The sequence below is a fragment of the Micromonospora sp. CNZ280 genome, from assembly GCF_011759515.1.
Window position 1 is genome coordinate 265,754 of record NZ_JAAOYP010000003.1, and the last position, 13,694, is coordinate 279,447.

Consider the following 13,694-nt stretch of genomic DNA (forward strand, 5'->3'; position numbering starts at 1 on the left):
GGCTACCTCCCGACGAGGTCGATGACGGTGGCGGAAGCGGGTTCGATGACGTCGAGCAGCGGACGGGGCAGGACACCGAACAGCAGGGAGAGCAGCAGCAGCGGCCCCACCGACCAGACCTCGGCGGGATGCAGGTCCGTGAAGCCGACCGAATGGCCCTGGGTGTCGCCGGTGAAGACCCGTTGCAGCGCACGCAGGAACAGCGCGGCGGTGATCAGGATGCCGAGGATCGCCACGGCGGTAGCCGGAGCGGCGGCGACACTGCCGGTGAAGATCTGAAACTCGGCGATGAAGCCGGTGAACGCCGGCAGGCCCAGGGCGGCGAAGGCGCCGACGGCGAAGAGCGCCGCGAAGGCCGGCGCCGGGCCGGCGAGGCCGCCGTACGTGCGCATGTCGTAGTTGGCGGCACGGTCGCGTAGGACGCCGGTGAGCAGGAACAGGGCGGCGCTGATCAGGCCGTGGCTGACCATCTGGGTGACGGCGCCGGTGACCGCGATGGTCCGGGCCTGCGCGGTGTCGGTGGCCACCAGGCCGGCGACGCCGACGGCGAGGACGATGTAGCCCATGTGGTTGACCGACGTGTAGGCGATCATGCGTTTGAGGTTGGTCTGGGCCAGCGCGACGAGCGCGCCGTAGAGCACCGACACCACGCCGACGACGATGATCACCCAGGCCCAGGCGCGCCACGCCTGGGGCAGCATCGGCATGGCGATGCGGACGAATCCGTAGGTGCCCATCTTCAGCAGCACCCCGGCCAGCACCGCCGAGCCGACGGCGGGCGCGTCGGTGTGTGCGGGCGGCAGCCAGGTGTGGAACGGAACGGTGGGGGTCTTCACCGCCAGACCGACCAGGATCGCGGCGAGGACCAGCCCGCCGGCGAGGGGCCGGCCGGCCAGCGGTGTGGCGGCGGCGAGCGCCGGCATGTCAAAGGTGTGCGGTTCGGCCGCAACGAACAGGCCGATGAACCCGACGAGCAGCGCCAACGAGCCGAGGAACGTGTAGAGGAAGAACTTCATCGCCGAGCGGCCCGGGTCCCCGTGGCCCCAGCCGGCGATCACGAAATACATGCCGACGATGGACAGGTCGAAGAAAACGAAGAAGAGGATCAGGTCTGCGGCGACGAACAGACCGAGGCTGACGCTCTGCAGGAACAGGAACAGCGCGGCTTGCACTCGGGGGCGGTGACGATTGCGCAGGGCGTACACCGCGCACGCCAGGAAGATCACCGCGGTCATCGCGACCAGGGGCAGGGACAGGCCGTCGACGCCGAGGTGGTAGCTGCTGTTGACGCCGGGGATCCAGGCCGCCTGCTCCTCGAAGGCCAGACCTCCTGGTGGTGGGGTGTCGTAGCGCAGCCAGAGCCCGACGATCAGCGCGACGTCGACGGCGGTGACCGCCACCCACGTCCAGCGGGCGGTCCGGTCACTCAGCCGCGGGAGTGCGGCCAGGACCAGACCGGCGACCAGAGGCAAGAAAATGATCACGCTGAGCACGGCTCACCCCAACGCCACGAGGATGACGACGCCGAGGAGGAGCACCACGACGGCTTGCAGGTAGTACTGGTGCAGTTGCCCGGTCTGCGGCCGGCGGGCCAGCCGGCCTAGCAGACGCATCCCGGCGGCTAGGTGTTCCACCGCCGCGTCGAGCCACCGGTCGTCGGCCTGTCCAGCTCGCTGCGCGACCCGCAGCGATCCGGCGGAGATCCGGCCCACGGCACGGTCGAGGATTCGGTCGTCGAACCGGCCGGCGCGGCGACTCACCGCCACCACGGCTCGCGCAGCGCCGGTGATCCCCCGGTCCAGGACCCGGTCATCGAACCAGGCCAGAGCGTTCGCGCAGCGCAACGTGGGGCGCACCACGAGCGCCGACGCGGCCGCCTCCAGCCCGACCCAGCGCAGCGCCCAGCGCGGCTCCGGCACCCGCCGGCGGGCGACGACGACCAGCAGGACCACGAGAGCGACGGCCGCCGACACGACCAGCTCCCCCGCGGAGGCGTGAAACTCGCCGGCCTCCCCGACGGCCCGCCCGACGGTGCCGGCGAGGGGTGGAAGAGCCAGCAGACCGGCGTACGCGGCGCCCGCCGCCAGCGGCAGCAGGGGTACCTGCTGCCACGCCGTCACCCGCCGGGTGCCCCGCTGCTCCTCGTCGAAGCGTGCCTCCACCTCCGCGCGGCGGTCGGCGGGTACCCGCGGCCAGATGACAACGAGGATCTTCGCGGCGTATGCGGCGGACAGCGCCGACGCGGTGAGACCAGCGGCGTACAGCCACGACGACTGCTTGCCGACGGCGGTGAGCACCGTGTCCTTGGTCGCCCATAGCGACAGCGGCGCGATCCCCGCGAGGGCCAGCGCACCGATCGTGGCCGACCAGCCGACCAGCCGCCACCGCCCAACGACTCCGCGCAGGCCCACGAGCCGCTTGGTGCCCAGGGCGGTCAGCCACACCCCGGCGGCCAGGAACAGCAGCGCCTTGGTCGCTGCGTGCGCGACCAGGTGCACGGCACCGCCGGCGACCGTTCCGGCGCCGGCGGCCATCACCACGAAGCCGAGTTGAGCGGCGGTGGAGGCCGCCAGCAGTTGCTTGAGGTCCCGCTGCGCCACAGCCACCGCGGCGAGCAGCAGCGCGGTCGCGGCACCCAGCCCGGTGGTCACCGGGCCCGCCCACCCGGTGGCGGCCAGCAGCGGCTCGACCCGCAGCAGCAGGTAGCCGCCCATCGCCACCATCGCCGCTGAGTGCAGCAGCGCACTCACCGCGCTCGGGCCGGCCATCGCCCGGGAGAGCCAGAACGAGAACGGCAGCTGCGCGGCCTTGCCCAACGCGGCCAGGAGGATGCCGGCGGCGATCACGTGTCGCCATCCCGAGCTGCTCTGCGACAGCTCCGCCAGGGCCAGGCCCGCGCCACCCGCGAGCGCCGCTCCGGCGGCGGCGTATAGGCCCAGGTCGGCGGCGCGGGTGGTGAGGAAGGCGGTCAGGCCGGCTGACACCCGGTCGTCGTCGCGCCACTGGAAGCCGATGAGCGCGTACGAGGCGGCACCCATGATTTCCCACGCCAGCAGCAGCGCCGGCAGGGTCGCCGCTGCCGCGGTGACCGCGACGGCAGCGGCGAAAATCAGCATCAGTCCGTGAAACCGGGCGGCCGACGCCCGGATCTCCCCCGTCGCTGCGAGCAGCACCAGCAGGGTCACCACGGTGAGCATGGGCAGCATCAGGGCGGCGAGCCCGTCGACGGCCAGCGCGAAGTCGGTGCGGGCCACAAAGGGCACCGCGACGGCCGGGCGGGCGGCTGCAACCACGGCCGACAGGCCCACCATGACAGCGGCGGTCGCCACCGAGATCGGTACGGCAACCCGGTCCGCCCGCCGAACGGCGGCGAGCAGACCGCCGACGCCCGCCGGAAGGGCCACCAGAAGCCACAGGCACACCTGCGCGAGGTCATTCATCCGGACAGGTCCGCGGCCATATCGGTCATGTCGGCCCGGCGTATCCGGTGCAGCAGCGTGGCCACCGCGAAGCCCATCGCCATCTCCACGGTCATCGCCGCGATGATCACCAACAGCAGCACCTGCCCGGACGGGTCCGGGGCGAGGAACCACCAGAAGCCGGCGGCGGCCAGGATGAGCCCGTTGAGCATCAGTTCGAGGCCCATCATCACCATCACCACGACCTGCTGGGACAACGCGCCGTACAGGCCGACGCTGAACAGGGCCGCCGCCACGAGCAGCACCGTCCGTAGGGTCATCGGCCGACGCCTCCCGGTTGGGGATCGTTCGCGGGGCGGCGGCGCAGGTCGTCACCGAAGCGGTCGTAGCGGCTGCGGTGCGCGGCCAGCACCACGCCGGCCACGATGGTGACCGCCATGACCACCCCGACGGCGACCATCACCAGCATCTTCGGGCCCATCAGCTCCTCACCCAGAGCCGCCGTCACGTCGTCGGCGGGGGCGCCGCGGCGGGCCGGCCACGGAACGAGGAGCGCCCCGGCGGCCGAGGCAACGAACACGCCGATGGCAACGGCGCGGGCGTGCCGCTTGTCGTGCACCATGCTCATCGGCATCAGCGCCGGGTTCATGCCCATGAACATCACCATGTAGACGGCCATAACGGCCATCTCCATCACCATCATCAGGATCGTCACCACCCCGATGTAGTTCTGCTGCAGCAGCAGCACCTGCAGACCGACCACGATGAACGACACCGCGAGCGCGTAACTCGCCCGGGCCATCGAATTGACCCAGAAGACGGCGGCACCGGCCAGCACGGCGACGACGGCGAGCGCCCAGAACGCAATGTGGGTGATCATGCTCAGCCTCTTCCGACCGCGATGACGGCAACAATCAGGTCCTGCACCAGCACGGCGGGCAGCAGCACCACCCAGCCGACTTCCATGAACAGATCCGGCCGCACGGCCGGCAGCCTGCGGCGCAGCCACACGAACACCCCGAGCACGGCGGCCGTTTTCACCAGCACCCACGCCCAGCCGGGCAGTAGCGGACCGGCCCCACCACCGAGAAACATCGGCACCGCGAACGCCGCCCCGGCGGCCAACACCGCGTAGCGGCCCCCCGCAAAGAGCAGCCGATCGACGCCGGACAGCTCGGCGGTGACCCCACCGGCGATGTCCGCACCGAGGGCCGGCGAGAACGGCCCCCAAACAGCGATCGCCACCGCGCCGAGGCAGTAGGCCAGGAACGCCACCGGCATCCACACCACGAACCACAGGTCTTCCTGCGCGGCGGCGACCGCCCCGACGTTCAGGCTCGACGCGGCCACCGCGGGCGCCACCAACGCGAACATCAGCGGCAGCTCGTAGGCCAACCCGTGCGCCAGGAAGCGGTAACCGCCGACGAGGGAATGCGCGGAGTTGGCACCCCACCCGGTCAGCCACACGAACGCCCACGCCAGGACATCCATCGCGTTGAACCAGACCACCCCGACGTCGAGGTCGAACAGCGTCCACCTGCCCAGCGGCACCACAGTGACGATCATCAGCGCCATCACCAGCAGCCCGGACCCGCCGATGCGCCACAGCAGGCTGTCGGCCGCGACGGTCGTGCGTCGCCGCTGCCGCAACAGGCGGGCCACCTCCCCCACCGGCGCGCTCAGCCCCGACGACCGGGCGCCGGTCGCCCGGGCGGTCAGGACCCCGTCGAGCATCGCGGCAGCGATCGCGAGCAGGCCGAGGAGCCCGGCCGCGACTGCCGCCCAGCCAGCGGACACCGTCGTGATCGCGGAGTCAGACACGGCTGACCTCGCCGTGGGCACTCAGGGCATCGAGGTCGAGGCTGGCCACGACCAGCCGCGCCGCGGCGAGGTCCAGTCCGCGTACTAGCTCGGGGATGCTGCCGACCGGCGTGGGCGATGTGTGCCCGGCGCCGAGTTCGCCGGCGGTCCCGGCGAGGATCGTCACGGCCTGCTGCAGCATCGCCAGCATCCGGTCACGCGTGTCGCCGCGCAGGTGAGCGGGCAGGCCGTGGTGGGCGAGGTCGTGGTCGGTCAGATATCGCAACCGCCGCAGCGACCAGCGCAGCAACCAGGACCGGCGCACCGAGCGGCACAGCCCGTCCACGTCCGCCGCGGCTCGGTCGACCTCAGGGCCGGACAGCAGCGCGTCGCGGATGCGGCGGGCGCGCGACGCCGCATCGGTCCATCCGGCGAGCGCCAGCAGATTCATGGCGTTGTCGCACCGCCGGGCCGCCCGGTGGAACTGGTCAAACGGCACAGGGTCATGGGCGGGAGCGACGTCGGCGTCGATCAGGCGGGCCTCGGCGTCGACGATCACGTCCCCCTGCAGCGTGCAGCGCAGGATCAGGCCCGCCGGCCAGTACGCAAGCACGGGGCCCAGCTGCATGTGCAGGGCGTCCAGCTCCAAGCCGTCGCGGTCCTCGCCGCCCCGCGCCAGCGGGATGCCGGCCGGGGCCATCTCCATGCCTTCGTGGCCCATGTCGGCGTGGCTCATTGCCCCGTGACCCATGCCTGCGTGGTCGATGTCCCCGTGTTTCATGGCGCCGTCACCGGTATGTCCGCCGTGACTGGGCCCGCCGTGCATGTCATGCCCTGTCTGCGTGGCCGGATCCGTGCCGCCGTGACTAGCGACGTCCTCGCCGATCGTGCGGTCGTGGCGGCCCGCGTGCTGCCCATGACGCATCCCGCCGTGCTGATCATGACCGGGGTGCTGGTCACGGTTGGCGTGAGGAGCTGGTTCCGGTGCGTCGTGATCGGCGTGCGGACCGGATTCGCCGTGACCGGACGCCGTCGCGACGTGGTTGGCGGTCGACTTCTCGTCCCGCTCCGATCCGCTTGGGTGTGCGTCGGGCCGGTCGCGGCTGTCGGCCCGTTGCCGCGCCCAGTCGAGCAGCTCATCCTCGGCCGTTGTTAGGGCGGGCAGCACCGCGTCCGGGCTGGCCACGTGGACACGGCTTCGTGGTCCGGGCATCTGGTCCCACAGCCGCGTCACCAGCTGCGTCAGTTCCGGGCCGGGGATACCGCAGACCGCCAGGACGTCCGCGTCCGCGGGTGACGCGGCTAGCCGCCAGCAGCGCGCCAGGACATGCCGTTCGACGGCCACGCGGGTCAGCCAGTACCCGGGCACCTCCACCACCAGGACGTGCGCGTGGCGGACCGCGGACCGGGCGATGGCATCGGTCATGCCCATCTGAGGGCTCCCTCCCGCCAGGCCCACAACACCGCCACGAAGACGGCGCCAAGGAACAGGAACATCTCGACGACCGCCGTGACTCCGAGTTCAGCGACGACGACCGCCCACGGGTACATGAACAGCATCTCCACGTCGAAGGCGAGGAACAGCAGGGTCGCCAGGTACCAGCGGACGTGGTACCTGGACAGAGCATGCTCTTGAGGCTGCCAGCCGGACTGGAACGGCAGGACCGTCAACGGGTCAGTGGCGACCGCCGCCAACCGGTGGGCCAGGTACAGTCCCGCAACGATCAGGGACGCGACCAGCGCCATGCCCGCTGCTCCTGAAAACATGCCGCCTCCGCTGATCCCTCCCGTTTTGCAGGTCAATACGGTCTTTCTACCCGTGCCGTCGGCACCCGCGTCGCGTGTCCGGGTTACGACCCTTGTGCGGTTCGTTCAACCCCGCCAGTGCGTAGAGGTGCGGAAGCGAGCGGTTCTGGGGCTAGCGGCAATGCCGGGTAGTTAAGGGTCTGGGCTGGTCGTCAAGGCAGGTCCGGCGAGGATGTTGAGGCTGAGGGTGGCTTGGTAGGTGCGTCGGTCGATGTTCGGGCCGCGGGCGTTGTATTTGGAGATCGCTCGTTTGACGGTGCGGGCGTTGACGCGTAGCCGCCGCTCAGGCAGCAGGTTGTCCAGGACGAGACGGCCGATCTTGCCGACCAGGTCGATGACGGTGCCGGCGATGACGCCGGCGGCGTGGACGACCTGATCACGGGCGGCGTTGAGGGCGATGGTGAAGCTGGCCCGGTCGGGGTCGGTGCCGGTCTGGCTGTTGGTGGCGTCGGTCATCGCGGTGCGCAAGATCTGGTAGGTGACCAGCAGAGCGTGGATTTCCTGGTCGACGCCGGCCGGGGTCCGGGCCCGTAACACCCGGCCGCCGAGGATGCTGGACTTGATCTCCAAGTAGGCGGTCTCGATCTCCCACCGCTCGTGATACAGCCGCAGCATCGCGGTGGCCGGGTAGGCGTCCGGGTCCAGCAGCGTGGTGATCAGGCGGTAGATGCCGGTGACCGTGCCAGTCTTGGTGGCGATGCTGATCTCGGCGTCGATGACCCGGACCGGCTGGCCACCGAACACCGATCGGTAGGAGCCGTCCCGCCAGCGGTGCAGGACCGGCATCTTCGGGCCGCCGCGGCCGGTCTTGGCCCGCACCAGCAGGTGCGCCTGGCGGCCGGTCACGAGCTTGAGTAGGTGCCCGGCGGCGAAGTTACGGTCGGCCAGCAGCAGCACCCCGGCGGGCAGCCGGGCGAGCAGATCCTTGGCGTAGGTGCTCTCCCCGGCGGTGATCGGCCCGAACACCGCGTCCATCACCGACCGGGTACCGCACGCCATGACCGTGACCAGCCGCAGCATCGGATAGCTGGACCCGCCCGTGCGGCCCCCGCGCTGCTTGCTGAACCGGGCCAGGTTCGCCGCGCTGTCCGCGACGCTCAGCGTGGTGCCGTCGATCGCGCAGACCAGCAGGCCGCGCCAGCGTACCGGCCCGGCCAGACTGGCCGCCGGCCCGCGCAGCAGATCGAACAACGCCCGCAACGGCGCCGGACCGACCCGGCGGCGGGCCTTGGTCAACGCGGCCTCGCTCGGGTCCGCGACCGGCAGCCCATCGAGACCGGCGACCAGCCGCTGCCACACCTGCCGATACCCCAACTCGGTGAACAAACAGCCCGCCAACAGCAGATACACCACCACCCGCGAAGGCAGATCCCGCACCCGCCGCTGGGTACAGCGGACCTGCGCGAGAACCGCATCGATCATCTCGAACGGCACCTGCTGGGTCAGCTCACCCAAATGACCCGGCGCGAACGGACCTGCCCCGACCCGGACCACACGCGTAATGACAGACTGAACAGACAGCGGGACTCCCGGCGGTAAGGCATGTCTTGGCGGACGTACCTCTCTACCGGAGTCCCGCTGCCGGTACCTGCACCAACACGCCCTCTTGACCAGCCACCGCCGCGCTTAACTACCCGGCATTGGGCCTATCCCTCGAATATGGAATGCCGGCGTGCCCCCTCTCCAGGACAATGTTGCCCGTCGTGGAGGAGGCGGAAGGTAAGAATGTTCACTGAGTTGACGAAGCCGGACGAGCGCACACTGCGCTTCACTTCGATGGGGCTAAGCCTCGGTGGGATGCTGCACCAGGACGACGCCCTCGCGTTTCAGCGTTCACAGATCGCCGACGCCGTGCTGACCGAAGCCGTGCCGGCCGACCTGCGGAACAGCTTCGAGCGGCTTCGCCACAAGCACGGCCTCGGCGTGCTCGACTACGAGCAGTTCACCGACGTCGCCGACGACGCCATCGGTCTCTACGAGCCCGCCCTGCGTGCCCGGTTCACCGAGTTCTACCGGGGACGGGCAGTGCCGTTCACCGACAAGGACGGCCGACCGCAGCCGCTGACCAGCGACCGATACGACGACATCACCGAGCGGCTCCGTAAGGACCATCTCTATCTGCCCTCCAGCGACGGCAAGCTAGCGCGCTTCCGCGGCATGCTCACCGACCTGCTCGGGTGGGCGCGCGACCACCGGCTCCTGCGGGGGCAACGCGTCCGACGGCACGAGGAGCTGATCGTCAGGATGCGCAACCGCCTCAGCCACGCCCGGCCGCGCCACATCTGCACCCCGGTCGAGGCAACCTTCGGTCTGCGCGACCTTGCTGAGTTCATCAACCAGCTCTGGGGCGTCGCCACCCCCGGCGGCAGGCGTTACCCGGCGCCGGTGCGACGCGAGACGCTCGCGATCGGTTGGAACCCGGCGACCAAAACTCAAGCGATCACCCGGGCCGAAAACCTCACCTCTGACGAGGATCCCACCTGGCGATGGATCCTGTACCGCGGTGTGCACCTCACCTACCCGTCGACGTGCGGGCCCAGACTCCGATGTCCTGGCCCACGCGGTCGAGATCCCGGGCGGCTGACCGAGCCAGCCTCAAACCACTCACGGTAACCACGGCGCAATCGCCCCGCCGAGCGGCCGACCCCGGCGAGTGACCGCCGCCAGCCGGCTGCTGTACGTACTTGCTGCCCTGCGCCCTTTCCGCTCTCCTGCAACTGGTGTTCGCTGCCGATCCGACAGCCACCTGCGCCGCCCGTACTCAGACATCAACGGTGAGGTCGGGTCACCTCATCGCCCTGCGGGTCGTAGATCGTCAGCCCGTACTGCGCTGCGAGATCCAGGATCAACGCGAGCGCCACGACCCCGCGCATCGACCAGTCCCAGCTAACCGTGTTCGAGACTGAGATACGGCCGCAGGTCGCCGTGGAGACCATGCCGTGAGGTTCCGGGCCGTCTGGATCACGCGCAGTAGAGAGTCTCCTGTCCGACCCGAGAAAACTCATGAAGCCCGGAACCTGCGGGTCGGGCAGGCAGCAGTAGTCGCGGTCGAGGTTCCAAGAACTAATCGGCTGCGCGAACAGCTTGTGGACTGCTTCCGGCGATCGCAGGCCGGCCAATCGCGTTGATGCGGCCGGTGCCGCTGGGGGTCACGTTTCCTCGATTTCGATGGCTCTGGTTGTGGTCAGGCCGTAGGAGTTGGTGTGGCGGGCGGGCCAGCCGAGGAACCGGTCGAACATGCCAGCGGCGGTGCCCGTCTCAGCGGGGTTGAGCCGGTGAAGATCGTCGATCGCGTCGTGCAGGCATCCGGCCAGGTAGAGGAACAGGCTCACCCGGTTGTCCTGGTACTCGGTGACGAGAGCGAGTTTCGCCGCTCCGCATGGCCATGGCTGCCCGCACCGGCGGCACAGCCATAGCGGGCGCAGCGGCAGATGCTCCACGGGCTCGCCCGCGATCGGGCGCCCCAAGACGCGGCGCTGCTCCTCTGTCATCAACTATCGCCTTCCCGGGCCTGCTGCTTAAAGAGCCGACGCCATACGTGGGTGAGCAACGGCGGATCAGAGGGCTCGGCCTGCTGCCGCGCAGGAACGTGCGAAAGGGTTTCGGGCCGGCAGGATTGATCGGCCCCGCGAGACATACACCGTCATGCCGCCCTACCTTCCATAGCGAGCCCGACGGTGGTAGTCGTACGGGCTGACGCGGGCGAGGCAGGTATGGCTTTCATGCTGGCTGCCGACCATGGCGAGGGTGGCATCGCCGCCTGTCTCGTCTGCTCTTGCTGACTGCTGATTGGGCTTTGCGATCGATCGCTGTGTAGGGCGTTGACGGCGGCAAGAGCATGCGCGTATCCGCGACGGGAGAAGGGAGTCAGATGGCGGTCGCGGTTGGTGTGGACGTGGCCAAGGAGTTCCACTGGGCTGCGCTCGTGCACTGCGAGACGGGACGGGTCCTGGCCAGCCGGAAGGTCGACAACGACCCGTCGGCGATTCAGGCGCTCATTGACGACATTCGAGCCGCTGAAGCCGAGCATGGGCCGGCCACGGTCGCCATCGACGTGCTCGGTGGCATCGCCGGCCTGCTGCAGGTCATGCTGGGCGACGCTGGCCTGCGGCTGGTGCACGTCTCCGGGCTGGCGGTCAACCGGGCCCGCCGGGCCACCCGCGGGGGTGAACACAAGTCGGACCCGCGCGACGCCAAGGTCATCGCCGATCAGATCCGGCTGCGCGCAGACGAACTGCGCACCGTCGAACCCGCCACCGAAGCCGACAGCGAGCTGCGACTGCTGGTGGGCCGCCGCCGGGAGCTGGTGGTCGACCAGACCCGCCGCATCGGCCGGCTGCGTGACCTGCTCGCCTCGATCCATCCCGGTCTGGAACGCGTCATCAACCCCACCCACAAGGTCGACACGGCGCTGTTGGCCCGCTACGTCACCCCGACCGAGATCCGCCGCGCCGGCCGACGCCGCATCACCGAGTACCTGCGCACCACCGGCCGGCACAACACCCCGGTGATCGACGCCCTGGTCGACAAGGCACTGACCGCCGCCGGCGCCCAACACGTCGTCGTGCCCGGCGAAGCGGTCGCCGCGGACATCGTCCGAGACCTCGCCCGCGAGACCCTCGCGTGCCGGGACAAACTCGCCGACCTGGACACGCGCATCCACGACGTTCTCGACCGCCACCCTGACGCGGCCCTCATCCAGTCCCTGCCCGGGATGGGGGCCACCCTCACCGCCGAGTTCCTCGCCGTGGCAGGCGGCATCACCCGATTCGCCACCGGCGACCAACTCGCCTCCGCCGCCGGCCTCGCACCGGTGCTCCAACAGTCCGGCAAGGTCCACTACCTGCGCCGCGCCACCAGCGGCGACAAAACCCTCAAACGGATCTTCTACCAGTCGGCGTTCTGCGCCCTGCAACGCGACCCGGCCAGCCGCGCCTTCTACGACCGCAAACGCACCGAAGGCAAACGACACCACCAAGCCCTCATCGCCCTGGCCCGCCGACGCATCAACGTCCTGCACGCCATCCTGCGCACCCGCCAGCCCTACCGACTCGATCATGCTCTCGCGGCTTGACTCAGTCATTAGGCTGCCACCCCCTTCCAAGCCGGTGAGCGGTGGGCCCGCCGGGGGAACGGCGAACCCACCGCCGCACCACAGCGGCCCGAAGCAGGCCGCCGGTCACCGACCCACGCAGCCCTCGTGGCAGTACGCAGATGGGGCATCACCCACAAGCGAGCGGGAGTGCCATGCGGCGGTAGCAATCCATGCTTGAGGTTGTCCTCGGCAGCTGTCTCAGTTCGATCTAGCTCATCGGAGCTCACCTCGCACCCCCGCTCGGTAGGTCGGGCTTGATCGCCGCCCGCGTATTCATCCAATCGCCGAGGGCATGCGGTTCCCAGGGCGGCAATGACGCAGAACTGACGCATCCTCATTGCGCGACACGGCGTGAGCTGGATGAATGGATCCGTGATGGTCAGCGGCGGAGGAGGGCGGCGCGCGGGCAAGCGTCGGCATCGGCTGGCCGAGCGCCGCAAGGCGATCGGCTTGAGTCAGGAACGCCTTGCCGAAGTTCTTGGCGTCGACCGCTCCACGATCGTGCGGTGGGAGCGGGCAGAGACTGATCCACAGCCGTGGCATCGACCGCGTTTGGCTGCGGCTCTCAAGCTGTCGGTCGAGGATCTGGCCGACCTGTTGGTCGAGGTCGGCCAGCCACCGTCGCCGCCCAACGAGCGTCTCAACTACGTGCTGCGGCACCCCCGCCGCGTCGACCTGGTCACCGTTGCGTACCTACGGGAGCGTGTGCAGCACCTTGACGAGCGCTACGACCGGACGCCTTCGACGCTTCTGCTCGCCGAGGCGGGGCAGCTACACGGCCAGGCAACCTTCCTCCGCCAGCACGGCAGCGACGGCTTTGTTCAGCGTGAACTCGCCGCAGCCGTCGCCGAGTCCGCCACGCTGATGGGTCAGCTCGTGTGGGACGCCTCCCAGCGTCACGACCACGCCGCCAGCGCCGCATACTTCGACCAGGCGATCCGCGCCGCACAGGACACCCGCGACGCGGTCAGTGAGGCCAACGCGTTGCTGCGCAAGAGCTATCTCGCTCTATACGGCACCAAGCAGCCGACCGCTGGCGTTGCGTTGACCGCGCGCGCCGCCGGCGTAAGCCGCAACGACAGCCACGTGATCGCGGGCCTCGCCCAACTGCACCGTGCCGAGGCGCACGCGATGCTCGGCCAGGCCCGGGACTGCTTCGATGCCCTTGGTGCCGCTGAAGATCACTTCGCCTCGGTAGATCGTCGGGATCCGGCCGCTGCCCTTTTCTGTCCGAGCCATCACGCGCGACTCGCGGGGTCTTGCTGGCTGTCTCTGGGCAAGCCGGCCGACGCCATGACAGCCTTGGAGGAGGCTCGGCAACTCATCGCCGCACGCCGCAAGTCGACCGCCGTCGTCCTCGGCAATCTCGCCCTTGCCGGCATCCTTCATCGTGACGTTGATGCCGCCACGTCCTACCTGCACCAGACCATCGAGGTCATCGAGCGGACCCGCGCTGGTGGTGGCCTCAACCTCGCCTTCGCCGCGGCCCGCCAACTGCGTCCATGGCGCGACCTGCCCTCGGTCCAGGACGTCAACGACCGACTGTTCACCCTCATGACCCGGTAGGAGGAGCA

14 protein-coding genes are annotated in these 13,694 nt (G+C 69.8%); 3 read left to right on the plus strand and 11 right to left on the minus strand.

From position 1 onward, the window contains the following. Positions 1–2: 2 nt before the first annotated feature. The 8 genes from FHX32_RS22920 to FHX32_RS22955 form a co-directional block, all read right to left on the minus strand. Positions 3–1,493, minus strand: a complete 1,491-nt coding sequence (locus FHX32_RS22920) for an NADH-quinone oxidoreductase subunit M (protein WP_167186998.1) — start codon at positions 1,491–1,493, stop codon at positions 3–5. 3 nt (positions 1,494–1,496) lie between these two features. After that, the gene (locus FHX32_RS22925; protein WP_167187001.1) at positions 1,497–3,440 is read right to left on the minus strand and encodes a proton-conducting transporter transmembrane domain-containing protein; all 1,944 of its coding nucleotides are present in this window, start codon (positions 3,438–3,440) and stop codon (positions 1,497–1,499) included. Next, positions 3,437–3,739 (minus strand): NADH-quinone oxidoreductase subunit K, encoded by a 303-nt coding sequence (locus FHX32_RS22930; RefSeq protein ID WP_167187004.1) that lies wholly within the window; start codon positions 3,737–3,739, stop codon positions 3,437–3,439. Before FHX32_RS22930 ends, FHX32_RS22925 begins: the two co-directional genes overlap by 4 nt. Then, positions 3,736–4,299, minus strand: a complete 564-nt coding sequence (locus FHX32_RS22935; protein WP_167187007.1) for an NADH-quinone oxidoreductase subunit J — start codon at positions 4,297–4,299, stop codon at positions 3,736–3,738. Before FHX32_RS22935 ends, FHX32_RS22930 begins: the two co-directional genes overlap by 4 nt. 2 nt (positions 4,300–4,301) lie before the next feature. Beyond that, entirely contained in the window at positions 4,302–5,240 is a 939-nt protein-coding gene (locus FHX32_RS22940; RefSeq protein WP_167187011.1) for an NADH-quinone oxidoreductase subunit H, read from the minus strand. Then, positions 5,233–6,651 (minus strand): hypothetical protein, encoded by a 1,419-nt coding sequence (locus tag FHX32_RS22945; RefSeq protein ID WP_167187014.1) that lies wholly within the window; start codon positions 6,649–6,651, stop codon positions 5,233–5,235. The genes FHX32_RS22940 and FHX32_RS22945 overlap by 8 nt, the downstream gene beginning before the upstream one ends. Further along, on the minus strand, positions 6,642–6,965 hold the full coding sequence (locus FHX32_RS22950; protein WP_208419164.1) for an NADH-quinone oxidoreductase subunit A: 324 nt from the start codon (positions 6,963–6,965) through the stop codon (positions 6,642–6,644). Before FHX32_RS22950 ends, FHX32_RS22945 begins: the two co-directional genes overlap by 10 nt. A 192-nt stretch (positions 6,966–7,157) precedes the next feature. Then, the gene (locus FHX32_RS22955) at positions 7,158–8,519 is read right to left on the minus strand and encodes an IS4 family transposase (RefSeq protein ID WP_486480865.1); all 1,362 of its coding nucleotides are present in this window, start codon (positions 8,517–8,519) and stop codon (positions 7,158–7,160) included. A 231-nt stretch (positions 8,520–8,750) separates the two neighbouring features. On the opposite strand from FHX32_RS22955, the gene FHX32_RS22960 reads away from it, so the two are divergent. Continuing rightward, the gene (locus FHX32_RS22960) at positions 8,751–9,638 is read left to right on the plus strand and encodes a hypothetical protein (protein WP_167187020.1); all 888 of its coding nucleotides are present in this window, start codon (positions 8,751–8,753) and stop codon (positions 9,636–9,638) included. 155 nt (positions 9,639–9,793) lie between these two features. Here the strand turns inward: FHX32_RS22960 and FHX32_RS22965 are convergent, their stop codons facing one another. The 3 genes from FHX32_RS22965 to amcA are packed head-to-tail and all read right to left on the minus strand — an operon-like array spanning position 9,794 to position 10,662. Continuing rightward, entirely contained in the window at positions 9,794–10,144 is a 351-nt protein-coding gene (locus tag FHX32_RS22965; RefSeq protein WP_167186421.1) for a hypothetical protein, read from the minus strand. Positions 10,145–10,174: 30 nt separating this feature from the next. Beyond that, positions 10,175–10,516: a hypothetical protein gene (locus FHX32_RS22970; RefSeq protein WP_167187023.1), complete on the minus strand. Its 342-nt coding sequence runs from the start codon at positions 10,514–10,516 to the stop codon at positions 10,175–10,177. After that, positions 10,516–10,662 (minus strand): multiple cyclophane-containing RiPP AmcA, encoded by a 147-nt coding sequence (gene amcA, locus FHX32_RS35365; protein WP_486481276.1) that lies wholly within the window; start codon positions 10,660–10,662, stop codon positions 10,516–10,518. Before amcA ends, FHX32_RS22970 begins: the two co-directional genes overlap by 1 nt. 234 nt (positions 10,663–10,896) lie before the next feature. Between amcA and FHX32_RS22975 the strand changes: the two genes are divergently transcribed. Both FHX32_RS22975 and FHX32_RS22980 read left to right on the plus strand, forming a co-directional pair. Continuing rightward, complete coding sequence (locus FHX32_RS22975) at positions 10,897–12,099, plus strand: IS110 family RNA-guided transposase (RefSeq protein WP_167187026.1); 1,203 nt, start codon at positions 10,897–10,899, stop codon at positions 12,097–12,099. A 396-nt stretch (positions 12,100–12,495) separates the two neighbouring features. Then, positions 12,496–13,686: a helix-turn-helix domain-containing protein gene (locus FHX32_RS22980; protein WP_167187029.1), complete on the plus strand. Its 1,191-nt coding sequence runs from the start codon at positions 12,496–12,498 to the stop codon at positions 13,684–13,686. Positions 13,687–13,694 lie beyond the last annotated feature (8 nt).